General features: G+C 71.1%; 13 protein-coding genes. 3 read left to right on the top strand and 10 right to left on the bottom strand.

Annotation, left to right across the window (positions count from 1 at the left end):
• Positions 1 to 16 precede the first annotated feature (16 nt).
• From AC3EN4_RS16235 to AC3EN4_RS16195, 9 genes are all read right to left on the bottom strand, one after another.
• Positions 17 to 1,144, bottom strand: a complete 1,128-nt coding sequence (locus tag AC3EN4_RS16235) for an ABC transporter permease (protein ID WP_422736393.1) — start codon at positions 1,142 to 1,144, stop codon at positions 17 to 19.
• Positions 1,141 to 2,763, bottom strand: coding sequence for a sugar ABC transporter ATP-binding protein (locus AC3EN4_RS16230; RefSeq protein ID WP_435206643.1), 1,623 nt, complete (start codon positions 2,761 to 2,763; stop codon positions 1,141 to 1,143). The genes AC3EN4_RS16235 and AC3EN4_RS16230 overlap by 4 nt, the downstream gene beginning before the upstream one ends.
• On the bottom strand, positions 2,760 to 3,938 hold the full coding sequence (locus AC3EN4_RS16225) for an ROK family protein (protein ID WP_435206642.1): 1,179 nt from the start codon (positions 3,936 to 3,938) through the stop codon (positions 2,760 to 2,762). The genes AC3EN4_RS16230 and AC3EN4_RS16225 overlap by 4 nt, the downstream gene beginning before the upstream one ends.
• Before the next feature lie 258 nt (positions 3,939 to 4,196).
• On the bottom strand, positions 4,197 to 5,354 hold the full coding sequence (locus AC3EN4_RS16220) for a YihY/virulence factor BrkB family protein (RefSeq protein ID WP_435206641.1): 1,158 nt from the start codon (positions 5,352 to 5,354) through the stop codon (positions 4,197 to 4,199).
• A gap of 65 nt (positions 5,355 to 5,419) precedes the next feature.
• Positions 5,420 to 6,229 (bottom strand): ABC transporter permease, encoded by an 810-nt coding sequence (locus tag AC3EN4_RS16215; protein WP_435206640.1) that lies wholly within the window; start codon positions 6,227 to 6,229, stop codon positions 5,420 to 5,422.
• Between the two features lie 8 nt (positions 6,230 to 6,237).
• Positions 6,238 to 7,026, bottom strand: coding sequence for an ABC transporter permease (locus AC3EN4_RS16210; RefSeq protein ID WP_422736398.1), 789 nt, complete (start codon positions 7,024 to 7,026; stop codon positions 6,238 to 6,240).
• Positions 7,027 to 7,472: 446 nt separating this feature from the next.
• Entirely contained in the window at positions 7,473 to 7,667 is a 195-nt protein-coding gene (locus AC3EN4_RS16205) for a DUF397 domain-containing protein (protein WP_435206639.1), read from the bottom strand.
• A gap of 272 nt (positions 7,668 to 7,939) precedes the next feature.
• Entirely contained in the window at positions 7,940 to 8,131 is a 192-nt protein-coding gene (locus AC3EN4_RS16200; protein WP_396804172.1) for a DUF397 domain-containing protein, read from the bottom strand.
• Positions 8,122 to 8,910: a helix-turn-helix domain-containing protein gene (locus AC3EN4_RS16195; protein WP_435206638.1), complete on the bottom strand. Its 789-nt coding sequence runs from the start codon at positions 8,908 to 8,910 to the stop codon at positions 8,122 to 8,124. Before AC3EN4_RS16195 ends, AC3EN4_RS16200 begins: the two co-directional genes overlap by 10 nt.
• 325 nt (positions 8,911 to 9,235) lie before the next feature.
• Between AC3EN4_RS16195 and AC3EN4_RS16190 the strand changes: the two genes are divergently transcribed.
• Positions 9,236 to 9,463, top strand: coding sequence for a flavin reductase (locus tag AC3EN4_RS16190; RefSeq protein ID WP_435206637.1), 228 nt, complete (start codon positions 9,236 to 9,238; stop codon positions 9,461 to 9,463).
• A 30-nt stretch (positions 9,464 to 9,493) separates the two neighbouring features.
• Here the strand turns inward: AC3EN4_RS16190 and AC3EN4_RS16185 are convergent, their stop codons facing one another.
• Complete coding sequence (locus AC3EN4_RS16185) at positions 9,494 to 10,426, bottom strand: ABC transporter ATP-binding protein (protein WP_435206636.1); 933 nt, start codon at positions 10,424 to 10,426, stop codon at positions 9,494 to 9,496.
• A gap of 390 nt (positions 10,427 to 10,816) precedes the next feature.
• Here AC3EN4_RS16185 and AC3EN4_RS16180 point away from each other — a divergent pair, with 390 nt between their 5' ends.
• Positions 10,817 to 12,910 (top strand): TRAP transporter permease, encoded by a 2,094-nt coding sequence (locus AC3EN4_RS16180; protein ID WP_435206635.1) that lies wholly within the window; start codon positions 10,817 to 10,819, stop codon positions 12,908 to 12,910.
• A complete protein-coding gene (locus tag AC3EN4_RS16175) occupies positions 12,907 to 13,926 on the top strand; it encodes a TAXI family TRAP transporter solute-binding subunit (RefSeq protein ID WP_435206634.1) in 1,020 nt (339 codons plus the stop codon). Before AC3EN4_RS16180 ends, AC3EN4_RS16175 begins: the two co-directional genes overlap by 4 nt.
• Positions 13,927 to 13,928: the final 2 nt, after the last annotated feature.

Genomic DNA, 13,928 nt, shown 5'->3' with positions numbered 1-13,928 from the left:
ACAACGGTGCGGTGCGTCAGGTCGTGGTGGTGACCCTGTTCCGCGCGAGGAGCCGGGTGACTGACTTGAACTGGAACTGCTGGATCAGGACGGCCGCGACGATAATGCCGCCCTTGACCATGTTCTGCGCCTCGATGGAGAGGCCGTTGATGGCGAAGAGATTCGTGATCGTGGCGAAGATGATGACGCCGAGCAGCGAGCCGACGATCGTGCCCCGACCACCGCTGAGCAGCGTCCCGCCGATGATCGCGGCGGCGATCGCGTCCAGCTCGTACAGGTTGGCCATCGCCGCCTGCGCCGAGGTGGCCTGCGAGGTGAGCATGATGGCCGCGATGCCGCAGCACAGCCCGGAGAGCGCGTAGAGAAGCATGGTGTGCCGGCGGACGTTGATACCGGCCAGCCGGGCCGCCTCCGGGTTACCACCGACGGCGATGGTCCGCCGGCCGAAGGTCGTCCGGTTGAGCAGGACCCACCCGGCCAGCACGACCGCGCCGAGGATGTAGACCAGGATCGGGATGCCGATCACCTTGCGGGCGGCGATGTCGTTGATGAACGTGCTGCTCGACACCTGCGTCTGCTTGTTGGAGATCGAGGCCGCCAGGCCGCGCGCGGCCACCAGCATCGCGAGGGTCGCGATGAAGGGCACCAACCTGCCGTACGAGATCAGGACGCCGTTGACCAGGCCGACGCAGATGCCGACCACCAGGGCCGTGAAGATCATGCCGCCGGCGCCGTAGCTCTGGGTGGCGACCGTGGTGCACCAGACCCCGGCCAGCGCGACGATCGCGCCGACCGACAGGTCGATGCCACCGCCGATGATCACGAAGGTCATGCCGACCGTGACCACGCCGACGACCGAGGCGAGCTGGAGGATCGCCAGCACGTTGTTCCAGACCCAGGTCGGGTCGCCGTACAGGTCCGGCTTGGTGATCGCGCCGACCACGATGAGCGCGGCCAGCACGCCGATCAGGCCGAGGTTGCGCTTCGCGCCGTCGCCGCCGTCGCCCCGCCACCAGGAGAGCTTGCCGGTGGCTGCCGCCTTGTCGCTGGCCACCGCCGTCTCCGCCGGGTCCACCGGCGGCGACTGGGCCGGAAGCTGCGGGCGCTCCGGTGTCGCGGTGGGTGTGGGAGTCGCGTCGCTCATGCCGGTGCGCCTTCCATCAAGGACCCCGCCATCACGAGGTCAAGCACAGTGTTCTCGTCGAGTTCGCCGGCCGCGGCCTCGCGGACGACCCGGCCTTCGCGCATCACCAGCACCCGGTCGGCCAGGCCCAGCACCTCGGGTACCTCGCTGGAGACCAGCAGGACCCCGACGCCCTGCGCGGCCAGTGAGCGGATGACCTGGTACAGCTCGGCCCGGGCACCCACGTCCACACCGCGGGTGGGCTCGTCCAGCAGCAGCAGCTTGGTGCCGCCGAGCAACCACCGGCCGACCACCACCTTCTGCTGGTTGCCGCCGGACAGGGTCCGGACCGGCCGGTCGACGTCCCGGGGCCGCAGCTCCAGGGTCTCGGCGATCCGGTCCGCCTCGGCGCGTTCCGCCGCCGCGTTGGTGAAGCCGAGCCGCGCGTACCGGCCGAAGGTGGCAAGCGTGACGTTGCGGTAGATCGGCTCGCCCAGCAGCAGCGCCTGGCTCTTGCGCTCCTCCGGGGCCATGCCCATGCCGGCCCGTACCGCCGCCCCGACGCCGGGGCGCAGCACCTTGCCGTCCATCCGCACCGTGCCGGCCTCCGCCAGCCGGGCTCCGTAGATCGTCTCCAACAGCTCGGACCGGCCCGAGCCGACCAGGCCGGCGATGCCGACGATCTCCCCGGCCCGCACGGTCAGCGAGACGTCGGCGAACTCGCCGGTGCGGGTCAACCCCTCCACCTGGAGCAGGTCGGCCCCGGCGGTGTCGTCGGCCGGGCGGTCCGGGAAGACGTACTCGATGGTCCGGCCGGTCATCCGGCTGACCAGGTCGCGGGTCGGGGTGTCGCGCGCCGGCAGGTTCGCCGCCGTGGTCCGGCCGTCCTTGAGTACGGTGACCCGGTCGCCGATCTCGCGGATCTCCTCCATCCGGTGGGAGATGTAGATGACGGCGATGCCCTGCGCGGTCAGCTCACGGATGATCCGGAACAGGTTGCCGACCTCGTCGTGGGCCAGCACCGCGCTCGGCTCGTCCATGATGATCAGTCGCGCCTCGTGCGACAGCGCGCGGGCCATGCTGACGATCTGCTTGCCGGCCGCCGGCAGGGAGCGCACCATCCGTCCGGGTGGGATCTCGCCGTGACCGAGCCGGCTGAGGATCTGCCGGGTGTGCTTGGCCATCCGACCGCGCCGGACGAAGCCGAGGCTGCGGTACTCGTGCCCGAGGAACGCGTTCTCCGCGACCGAGAGGTCTTCGACGAGGTCGAGTTCCTGGTAGATGGTGGCGATGCCGGCCTTCATGGCGGCCTGCGGGTTGGCGAAGGTGACCGGTTCGCCACGCCACTCGACCAGCCCGGAATCCGGCTGGTGCACGCCGGCCAGCACCTTGATCAGGGTGGACTTGCCGGCGCCGTTCTGCCCCAGCAGGCAGTGCACCTCTCCGGCGCGTACCTCGAGTTGGACCCCGTCCAGGGCGCGTACGCCAGGGAAGGTCTTGACCACGTCGGTGAGGCGCAGGACCACCTCGCCCGCGACGGTGTCGGGCGGAGCTTCGACCAGCGGCGCGGCGGCGTCGGCGGCGGCCGACCCGGTGGTGGCGGTCTCGTCGGACAGGGCCACGGTCTCCTCCTCGCTCATGATGCTTCCCCGAAGGCGACGTCGCTGGCGAGCACGGCCGCGCCGGCGACACCGGCCCGGCCACCCAACTCGGACAGCACGACGGGCAGGTTGCCGGTAGCCAGGGGCAGTGACCGGCGGTAGACCACGCTGCGGATCTCGGCGAGCAGGATGTGCCCGAGGTGGGCCAACCCGCCGCCGATCACGATCATCGACGGATTGGTGAAGCTGACCAGGCCGGCGAGCACGCCACCGACCCGCCGTCCGCCGTCGCGGATCAGCTGGATGCAGGTGACGTCCCCCTCGACGGCGCCCTCGGCGACGTCCTGGGCGGTCACCGTGCCGCGCAGGCTCAACCGCTCGGCCAGCGCCGGCGACGCTCCGCTGCGGGCCGCGGCGGTCGCCTCCTTGGCCAGCGCGGCACCGCTGAACAGCGCCTCCAGGCAGCCCGCGTTGCCGCACGAGCACATCGGACCGTGCGCGTCGACCTGGATGTGGCCGATGTCCCCGGCGCAGCCGTCGGTACCCCGGTAGACCTCGCCGGAGAGGTAGATGCCGCAGCCGACACCGGTGCCGATCTTCACGAAGAGGAAGTCGTCCACCGAGTGGGCGACCCCGCCGTGGCGTTCCCCGATGGCCATGATGTTGACGTCGTTGTCGACCACCGCCGGGCAGGCGTGCTCCCGGCTGAGCAGCTCGCGGACCGGGAACCGGTCCCAGCCCGGCATGATCGGCGGCGACACCGGCACGCCGTCGCGGAAGCTCACCGGCCCGGGTACGCCGATGCCGACCGCGTCCAGCCGCTCGTACGCCCCGTCGACCCGGGCCTTGTGCAGCAACTCGTTGACCCTCTGCAGGGTGACCTTCGGGCCGCTGCGGATGTCGGCCGGCTCGGCGTAGTGGGCCACCGGTTCGAGGCGGCCGTTGACCACCTCGACGTCCATCGAGCTGGCGCCCAGGTCGACGGCGGCGAAGCGCAGCTTCGGGTTCAACTCGACGAGAGTCGAGCGACGCCCGCCCCGGGAGGCGGCGAAGCCGGCCTCGGCGACGTACCCCAACGCGACCAGGCGGTCCAGCTCGGCCAACAGTCGCGGGCGCGGCATCTGGAGCCGGTCACCCAACTCGGCGCGGGACACGGCCCCCTCGTCGCGGAGCAACCGCAACAGTCGGACGTGCAGGGGGTCGACGGTCCGCACGCGCGGTTCACCTCTTCATCGGACTCGTTCACATCGACGCAACGCCGATGTGTTGTGTCCGACACAGTAGGAGCGCGCCGCGCCGCGTGTCCAGAGCTTCAGCCGTTCCGTTCCCAACTTTTGTCCGAAGGAACAAAAGCTAAAAGTGGATCAAGAAAAGGATAACGGCGTGCCCCCAGGCGCTCGCGTGCAGTTTCATCGACCGACACGAACCCGCCCCGCCAGCGGGTCTGTCCTGGCGGGGCGGGTGCGGGTGTCTCAGCCGGTGTGCGCGGCGCCCTTCTTGCGGAGCTTGCGGTCGTCGCGCAGCTCGACGTACGGCTCGTCGTCGACGGGATGCCCCGCCGAGATGGCCCGGCCGCGCTCCAACTCCGCGTCGAACTCGGCCCCCAGCAGGATCGCGATGTTGCTCAACCACAGCCAGATCAAGAAGATGATCACGCCGGCCAGCGCCCCGTACGTCTTGTTGTACGAGCCGAAGTTGCTCACGTAGAACGCGAACAGGCCCGAGATCACCAGCCAGATCACCACGGCCAGCACGCCACCCGGACTGACCCAGCGGAACCCGCCGTGCCGGGCGTTCGGCGACGCCCAGTAGAGGATGGCGAACATCAGGCTGACCAGGATCAGCAGCACCGGCCACTTGGCGATGTCCCACACCGTGACCGCCGTCGAGCCGAGGCCGACGACGTCCCCCACCGCTTCGGCGAGCCGACCGGTGAACACCACGATCACCGCGCTGGCCAGCAGCAGCACCCCGATCACCGCGGTCACGCCGAGCCGGATCGGCAGCGTCTTCCAGATCGGCCGGCCCTCCGGCACGTCGTAGATGGTGTTCGAGGCACGCATGAACGCGCCCACGTACCCGGACGCGGACCAGAACGCCGCCAGCAGACCGATGATCGCCGCGACGCTGGCCAGCCCACCGTTGTCCTGCGCCGCGCCGATCGCGTCGTTGATGATTGTCTGGATGCTGTCGTTCGGCACCGCCTGGCTGACGGTGTCCTTGACGCCCTCGGTGGCGCTCTCCCCGAGCAGCCCGAGGATGGAGATCAGCACCAGCAGCCCGGGGAAGATGGACAGCACCCCGTAGTAGGTCAGCGCCGCCGCCCAGTCGGTCAGGCTGTCGTCCTGGAACTCGCCGACCGTGCGACGGATCGCCGCTTTCCAGCCGCTGCCGGGCAGGTCGGTAGGGCTGTCCGGACCGTCGTCGGGCCCCACCGGCCCGACCGCCGCGCTGGCACGGTCACGCTCGGTGCCGCGCCTGCGGGGGTCGTGCTCGCTCCGGCCGTGCCTGCGATCGGGCGCGCTGCGGTCGCCTGCGGTGCTGTCGGGCACGGTGCTGTCGGGCGCGGTGCGGTCGCCTGCGGCGCTGTGGTCGCGCTCGCGCTGGGCGGAAGACTCGTCCGAGGCCATCGCCCCTCCTCGTCGTCGGCGGTGTCACCTGCGGACATGCCCCGTCGACGGCCTCGGATAACCCCCTACTTGTAAAGCATCCTGCCCATCCGGCGGGACGCCACCAGCAGACCGATCGCCATCATCGCCAGCAGGTAGAGCACGTCGAGCAGCCAGAGCCAACCGCCGGCGCCCACGGTCACCCCGCGGATCAGGTGCACCGCCCGGTACAGCGGGGTGACCTCGACCAGCCAGTGCAGCAGGGTCGGGTACGCCTGCGCCGGCACGAACGTGCCCGAGAAGAAGAACAGCGTGAACTGGGCCGACCCCACCAGGTCGAAATCCTGCCAACTCCGCATCACGGTGGCGACCGCCATGCCGAGCGCGCCGAACGAGAACCCGACCAGCACCGCCGCCGGCAACGCGGTGACCGCCCGGGGCACCGTGGTCAGGTCGAGCGCGACCATGATCACGAGGAACGCCGCCGAGTACGCGCTGCCCCGCAGCATCGCCCAGCCCAGCTCACCGAGCGCGATCTCGAACGGTCGGACGGGCGTGGCGATCATCCCGTCGTACAGCTTCATGTACTTCATCTTGCCGAAGAAATTGAATGTGGTCTCCGAGATCGCCCCGGTCATCGCGGAGGAGGCCAGCATCGCCGGAGCCACGAACTCGGCGTACGACACCAGCCGCCCGTCGGGCAGGGGCAGGTCCCCGACCAGCGCCCCGACACCGAGACCGATGGAGAACAGGTACAGCAGCGGTTCCACGAAGCCGGAGAGCAGCAGTAGCCAGTAGACCGCCTTCAGGGCAGTGACGTTGCGCCCGATCACCGACGCCGACCGGCGGGACGCGCCGGAGACGTCGACCAGCCGGGGCAGGACCAACGTGACCACGGGACTCCCTAGACGACGAGCTTGCGACGGAAGGTACGCAGGGCGAGCAGCCACCCGCCGACCGCCCAGGCGGCCAGATAGAGCAGGTGGCCGACGATCGACCACTGTGGGGCGACCCCGAGCGTGGCTGCCCGGCACAGGTCGACGGCGTGCCAGAGCGGCGTGGCGTACGCCACCCAGCGCAGCCCGTCGGGCAGCGACTCGACCGGGAAGAACACCCCGGCGAACAGGCTCATCGGGATGATCGCGAACCGGAACAGCATCGCCAGCCAGTTGTCGCTGGACACCACCGCGGCGTACGCGAAGGTCGGCGCGGCCACGGCCAGCCCGAGCAACGCCACCACCGGCAGGGTGACCACCGCCCACGGTGACCGCAGCGCCCCGAACAGGCCGGTGACCAGCACGAACACCGCGATCGTGGTGACCACCCGGAACACCACGAAGGCCAGGTGCCCGGCCAGGATGTCGCCGACGCGCAGCGGCGACGCGCTCTGCGCCTGGTAGCTCTTGACCCACTGGAAGTTGCTGAACACCGGCCACGTCGAGTCGCCCACCGTCACCTGGAGCGCGGTCGAGGCGATCAGCCCGGGGACCAGCCAGTCCAGATAGCGCACCCCGTCGACGCCCTGGTCGATGTAGCCCCCGACGCCCACCCCGAACCCGAGCACGGTCAGCACCGGCAGCAGGAACGACGAGAACACCCCGGCCCGCCAGGTACGCCGCAGCCCGACCAGGTAGTAGCCGAACACCGCGGACGCCGGCGCCCACGGCGGCCGCGTCCGCACCGCCACACTCACCGCGCCACCTCCGCCCGCATCGACCACGACCTGTCTACCCCCGGGGTACGACAGTCCGCGACCCCTTTACGCCGTGCCCGACCCCGACGCACCCGGCCCGAAGTCCCGGCGTGCCCGGCCCGACGCTGGCGTGCCCGACGCTGGCGTGCCCGACGCTGGCGTGCCCGACGCTGGCGTGCCCGACGCTGGCGTGCCCGGCCCGACGCCGGCCTGCCCGGCGCTGGCGTGCCCGACGCTGGCGTGCCCGGCGCTGGCGCTGGCGTGATCGACTCGGCTTCCCAGAAGTCGGGGTGTCGACGGCCGGGGGAAGCCCCGACATCCGGGAAGTCGAGTGGATCACCCCGCGCCGCGCTAGCGAGGGCTGCCCGCGCGATGATCCACTCCAGGTCGGCGATGTGGCGGTATCCCATCGCCCGGACACCCCCAGATCGGCGATCTGGTGTGGATCACGCTCGACGAGTGGCCTCGGACCCGACGAACGCGCGCCACGCGTCGGCCGTGAAGACCAGCGCGGCACCACCCGGGTCCTTGGAGTCGCGTACGGCCACCAGCCCCGGAAGGTTGTCGGCCACCTCCACGCAGGCCCCGCCGCTGCCGTTGCTGCGACTGCTCTTGCGCCACCGCGCGCCGGTCAGCTCCATGTCTCCGCCACCTTCTCCGCCTCCGTCGCTGCTGCCGTAGTGCCTCATGGCAGATCAACTCGGGCTCCCGGAAATCGGGGTGTCCCGGTTCCGCAGACACCCCGATTAACAGGAAGCCGAGTGGACCTTGGTGCTGTGCAGGCCCTGGCGGCCAGACCACGCGCCGGTCGAGGAACCAACCGGCCCCGCGAACTACCAGCCCGGCGACCTACCGGGCCGAGCATCCACCGGTGCGGCGACCTACCGGACCGAGGAGCTACCGGGCCGGGGACCTATCGGACACCGGCACCGAGCCCGACGAACGCGCGCCACGCCCCGGGCTCGAAGACGAGCACCGGGCCATCCGGGTCCTTCGAGTCACGCACGGCCACCACTCCCGGCAGGTTGTCGGCCACTTCCACGCAGTTGCCCCCGTCCGGGCCGCTACGAGTGCTCTTGCGCCAGCGGGCGCCAGTCACATCCATGTCTCCGCCACTTCCGCCATCAGTTCCAGGGACTGCCCGTGCGATAGTGCCTCACCCCGGATCGACTCCCACACCTCGACCATCTGACGCACGTAATCGGACCGGTCGATAACCTGCCCGTGGCGCTGACCCGCAAGGTAGACAAGGTCCTCACCCTGAGGCGCCGTAGCGATCACGAAGGGCCCTGCGAGCCCAGCGTAAGCACCCGCGAGATCCGGTACTACCTGGATTCGCACCCGCGGGAACGCCGATCCCAGCTTCACGAGGTGCTGGATCTGCTCGCGCATCACATCCGATCCACCGACGTCTCGGCGAAGCACATGCTCATCGATCAGCGCGGTGATCAACGGCGGCCGGTCGCGGGTGAGGAGCCCTTGTCGGTCCAGTCTGGCCGAGACGTGTTGCTCGATCTCATCCGGCGCAAACAGACCGCCGCCGGTCAGCAGAGCGCGGGCGTACCCCTCCGTCTGCAACAGACCCGGCACGCACAGCGGCTCGAACCACCGTAGTGCGGTGGTCTCCTGCTCGATGCCGGCCCAGTCGCGGAACCACGGCACGACGGTCTCGCGGCTGATCCGCCGTTGGATGCGTTCGAACCGGCCGTCGGCCGCGAGCACGACGTCGCAGCGGCGCGCGAAGTCCAGGCTCGGCCGGCGCTCGGAGGTCTCCACCTTGGCGACCAGCGCGCCCGAGTAGCTCAACGCCTCGGCCAGCGCCGCCTGTGACAGGCCCCGGTCGGCCCGGGCCAGCCGTAGCTCCTCGGCGAAGTGCTCCAGCATGGACGAACTCTCCACGGACAACCTCCGTACATCTTCGTACCGTGCCGGGCCGACCGTCGTACGCGCTGGCCGTCGGCGCGCGGAACCTCCCACCGTAGTCGCGTCATCACCAGACTGTCACGCAGCGGAACCGCTCACGGGATCGGACGGCGGGCGGAACCAGGCCGGGAGTGCCGCGTGACCCCCGATCCGGGGCGCTCCCACCCATCCTTTGCTCTGCTTCACCGGAGGCAACACCGGGAGCCCTCGGGTGTTGCGTCGGTGTAAGCAGAGCAAAGGACCTGCCCGACCCGAGCACGTCGGCTCACGACCGAGGGAGGCGTTCATGCCCCGCTACCGTCCGCATGTGGCGGCCCGCCCGTCGTGGCGCTGCCGGGTCTGCGGCGCCGCGTGGCCCTGCTCCCCGGCTCGGCTGGCGCTGCTCGGCGAGTACCGGGAGAACCGGACCGGCCTGCTCATCTACCTCGCCACGCTGCTCGACGAGGCCACCGGAGACCTCGCGGACACCGCCCCGCTGACCGACCGCTTCCTCACCTGGGCCAGAGCCCGATAGACGAAGCTCGGCGGCACACCTGAGGCCGCCTCAGTCGACGAGGGTGCGGCCGGTCAGGTGCAGGAAGACGTCCTCCAGGCTGCTGCGTCGCACCAGCACGTTCGCCGGTTGCAACCCCAGCGCGGTCACCTCGGCGACCGCCGCGTCGCCGTCGGGCACGTAGAGCAGTACCCGGTCGGGCAGCACCTCGACCCGCTCCCCCACCCCGTCGAGCTTGTCGGCGAACGGCGCCTGCGACTCGGCGGTGAAGCGCAGCTCGACCACCTCGCGGGTGGAGTACCGCTCGATCAGCGCCCGGGGTGAGCCCTCGGCGACGATCCGCCCGCCGTCCATCACCACCAGCCGGTCGCAGAGTTGCTCGGCCTCGTCCATGTAGTGCGTGGTGAGCACCAGCGTGACGCCCTGCTGCTTCAGCCGGAACAGGCGCTCCCACACCAGGTGCCGGGCCTGCGGGTCGAGCCCGGTGGTCGGCTCGTCCAGCAGCACGATGTCCGGCTCGTTGACCAGGGCACGGGCGATGGTCAGGCGGCGCTTCATCCCGCCGGAGAGCGGATCGACCTTGCTGTCGGCCCGCTCGCTGAGCTGGACGAAGTCCAGCAACTCGTCGGCCCGCGCCCGTGCCGCCCGGCGTGCAATGCCGAAGTAGCGGGCGTAGACGGTCAGGTTCTCCCGGACGGTCAGCTCCGGGTCGAGGTTGTCGAGCTGCGGGCACACCCCGAGGCGGGCGCGGATCCTCGGTCCGTCGGCCACCGGGTCCAGGCCGAGGATGCGCAGCTCCCCATCGCTCGGCGGGGAGGTGCAGCCGACCATCCGCATGGTGGAGGACTTGCCGGCACCATTCGGCCCGAGGAACCCGAACGCCTCGCCCGCCTGCACCTCGACGTCGATGCCGTCCACGGCGGTGAAGTCACCGAACCGCTTCACCAGCCCACGAGCCTGAATCAGTGGTCGCCCGGTAATCACCGCCCGACCCTAACCGCCCGGTCCGACACCTCTCCACGCAAATACGTGTACGCCAGGCCCGCCGGAGGCGAAACGCCGATCGATGCCCCACCCCATCGGCCGATCGACAGGTATCGTCCCCCTGTGCCGCCCGCCAGCTCGCCCGATGGCCCGTCATCACCCGCCCGACCAGCCAACTCATCCGGCGACGGGCCACCCCGGCCACGCTCGGCGACCACGGAACCAGCCGAGACCACGGAATCAGCCGAGACCGCAAGACCGACCGCGACCGCAGAGCCGACCCGGGCCGCAGAGCCAAACGAGACCGCACAGCCAAACGAGACCGCACAGCCGACCCGGACCGCAGAGCCGACCGGACCGGCCGGTGCCGCCGAGCGGGCCACCCGGGACATGGCCGCCCAGTTCGAGGACGAGAAGCCCGGCCGGGTGTTGGCCGGTCCGGCGGCGCTGCTCCTCGGCACGGTGGCACTGGCGGTCGGCGCGCTCGCGCTCTGGCAGGTGTTCCGCCCACTCGCGCAGGGCAGCAAGTACTACCTGATCATCTTCCTGGCCGGTGTGCTCCCGCTGGTCTTCCTCGCCTACCCGGCCGACCTGCCACGCTGGGCCCGCCCGCGCCGACCCCGCCGAGCCACCGACCGCACCGACCAAGCCGCCAGCACGGAACGCACCGACAGCACGGCACGCACCGCCAGCACCCGGCCCACCGTCGCCGACTGGCTGCTGGCCGCCCTGACCGTGGCGGCCTGCCTCTATCCCGTCCTACCGATCCGGATCGGTACGGGTGGCGGCGGCTACAACGCGTTCCTCGACCGGCAGGGCCTGCTCGCGCCGACCGATCTGGTGCTCGGCACCGTACTGCTGCTTCTGCTGTTGGAGGCGTGCCGGCGTACCACGGGTTGGATCCTGCCGGCGGTCTGCCTGCTGTTCCTCGGGTACGGCTACTACGGCGGGTTGCTGCCGCAGTCCTGGCCGGTCGCGCACGCCGGACTCGACTTCGGGCAACTGGTCGACGCGTTCTACAACTCCGACAGCGGTTTCTACGGCACCCCGTTGGACGTGGCCGCCTCGTACATCGTGCTGTTCACCATCTACGGCGCGGTGTTGGAACTGTCCGGGGCCGGACGGTTCTTCGTCGACCTGTCGGCCGCCGCGTTCCGCCGCTCCCGTACCGCCGCGGGTCGGACCGCGGTGGCCTCGGGCCTCCTGCTCGGAACCGTCTCCGGCTCGGGCGCGGCGACGACGGTGAGCATCGGCGCGGTCACCTGGCCGCTGCTGCGTCGTGCCGGCTATCCGCCGGAACGGGCCGGCGGCATGCTGGCCGCGGCCGGGGTGGGTGCGATCCTCTCCCCACCCACGCTGGGGGCGGCGGCGTTCATCATCGCCGAGTACCTGGGCGTTTCGTACCTTCAGGTGCTGGGCTGGGCGACGGTGCCGACGGTGCTCTACTACCTGGGCATTCTGCTCTCCGTGGAGATCGACGCCCGCCGGTCCGGCGTACGGCCGGTGGTGCTCGACGTCGGCTCACCGTGGCGGCTGCTCGGTCGGTTCGGCTACCACTTCGCCTCGCTGATCGCGATCATCGTGCTCCTCGCGGTGGGGGTCTCCGCGACGCGGGCCGTGGTCTTCGCCATCGTCCTCACCGCCGCGCTGTCGTGGCTGGACCGCACGCACCGGCTCACCCCGGCCCGGCTGGTGACCGCGCTCGTCACCGGCGTACGCGGGGTCCTCGCCGTCACCGCCGTGTGTGCCGCCGCCGGCATCATCACGGCGACCACCACGAAGACCGGGCTGGGGCCGCAGGCGGCGGCGCTGCTGATCGGCGGGGCGAAGGCGGCCACCTCGGACCCGACGCTGGTCCTGGTGCTGACGGCGCTGCTCGCCGCCGTCGCGCTCAGCCTGTTGGGCCTGGCCGTGCCGGTCACCGCCTCGTTCGTGATCGGGTGGGTGATCGTCGGCCCGGCCCTGCTCGACCTGGGCGTGGCCGCGCCCGCCGCCGCGATGTTCGTCTTCTACTTCGCCGTGCTGTCCGAGGTCTCTCCGCCGACCGCGCTCGCCGCCGTGGCCGCCGCCGCCGTCACCGGGGGCCGGCTGGTGCCGACCATGTGGCAGACCCTGCGGTACGCGCTGCCGGCGTACCTGACCCCGATCGCGTTCGTCATCACCCCGGCCGGCCTCGGTCTGCTCGGCATCGGCGGCGTGCCACGGATCGCCTTCGCCGCCGTGGTGACGGCGCTCAGCGTGGCCGTGCTCGCCGTCGCCGCCGGTGGCTGGCTGCCCGGCGTGGGTCCGGCCGGCGTCCCGGAGCGGGTGCTCGGCGCGCTCGGCGGGGTCACCCTGCTCTGGCTCGAACCCGTGCCGGTCGGGGTCGGCGTGGCGCTGGCCGCCGTCGCGGCAGCGGGAGTGCTCGTCCGACGCGGATCCACCGGCCGACCGCGAACACCAACAGAGGTCCGACCGCGAACACCAACAGAGGAGAAACTGTGAGACGAACGGACGTACGGCTCGCGGCGGGCCTGGGCGTGCTCGCCCTCGTCCTGACGGGCGGCACCGGCTGCGGGGGCCAGCAGGGCGGCGCGGGCACGGACGACACGGCCAGTGCGGTCACCTGCGAGGTGCCCCGGGAGACCCGGGTGGGCATCGCCACCGGCAACGCCACCGGCGTCTACTACGTGGTCGGCAACGCCCTGGCTGGGCAGCTCTCCGATGCGACCGGCGGCAAGCTGACCGGCACCGCCGCCGAGACCGGCGCGTCGGTGCAGAACGTCGAGCAGTTGGTCGGCGGCCAGTACGACGTGGCGTTCTCGCTGTTCGACACGGCGGTCAACGCGGTCGAGGGCAAGGGCAGCTTCACCGCGCCGCAGCCGGTGCGGGCGTTGGCCCGCCTCTACGACAACTACACGCAGGTGGTGGTCCGCAAGGACTCCGGGATCACCTCGGTCGCCGGCATGCGCGGCAAGCGGATCTCCACGGGCTCCCCGAAGTCCGGCACGGAGGTGATCGCGAACCGGCTGCTGGAGGCCGCCGGGCTCGACCCGGCCAAGGACGTCCGGGCGCAGCGGCTCGACCTCGCCAAGACTGTCGACGGCATCAAGGACGGCAGCGTCGACGGATTCTTCTGGTCCGGCGGCCTGCCCACCGGTGGCCTGACGGACCTGTTCACCACCGCCGGTGACACGGTGACGTTCGTCGACATCTCGTCGCTGCTGCCGAAGCTGACCGCGCTGAGCCCCGGCTACCAGTCCGGCACGATCGGTCGGGACGTGTACCGCACGGCGACCGACACCCCGACCGTCGTCGTGCCCAACGTGCTGCTGGTCCGCGAGGACCTGGACGCCAACGTCGCCTGCGCGATCACCCGGACGGTGTTCGACAAGCGCGACGTCCTGGCCCAGGCCAATCCGGCGGCCAAGGGGATCTCGCTGGAGAAGGCCCGCAGGACCCTGCCGGTGCCGCTGCACCGGGGCGCCGAAAAGGCGCTGAACGACCTCGGCGCGAGGTGATC

The sequence above is a fragment of the Micromonospora sp. bgisy143 genome, from assembly GCF_057708145.1.
The sequence above is the reverse complement of the archived record's forward strand: the minus strand, read 5'-3'. Positions and strand labels throughout refer to the sequence as shown.

Excerpts from the sequence above, each read along its gene's own strand:
- AC3EN4_RS16195 (WP_435206638.1), bottom strand. The coding sequence starts at position 8,910 with ATGCTGGAGCACTTCGCCGAGGAGCTACGGCTGGCCCGGGCCGACCGG.
- AC3EN4_RS16230 (WP_435206643.1), bottom strand. The coding sequence starts at position 2,763 with ATGAGCGAGGAGGAGACCGTGGCCCTGTCCGACGAGACCGCCACCACC.
- AC3EN4_RS16205 (WP_435206639.1), bottom strand. The coding sequence starts at position 7,667 with ATGGAGCTGACCGGCGCGCGGTGGCGCAAGAGCAGTCGCAGCAACGGC.
- AC3EN4_RS16200 (WP_396804172.1), bottom strand. The coding sequence starts at position 8,131 with ATGGATGTGACTGGCGCCCGCTGGCGCAAGAGCACTCGTAGCGGCCCG.
- AC3EN4_RS16190 (WP_435206637.1), top strand. The coding sequence starts at position 9,236 with ATGCCCCGCTACCGTCCGCATGTGGCGGCCCGCCCGTCGTGGCGCTGC.
- AC3EN4_RS16220 (WP_435206641.1), bottom strand. The coding sequence starts at position 5,354 with ATGGCCTCGGACGAGTCTTCCGCCCAGCGCGAGCGCGACCACAGCGCC.
- AC3EN4_RS16180 (WP_435206635.1), top strand. The coding sequence starts at position 10,817 with ATGGCCGCCCAGTTCGAGGACGAGAAGCCCGGCCGGGTGTTGGCCGGT.
- AC3EN4_RS16235 (WP_422736393.1), bottom strand. The coding sequence starts at position 1,144 with ATGAGCGACGCGACTCCCACACCCACCGCGACACCGGAGCGCCCGCAG.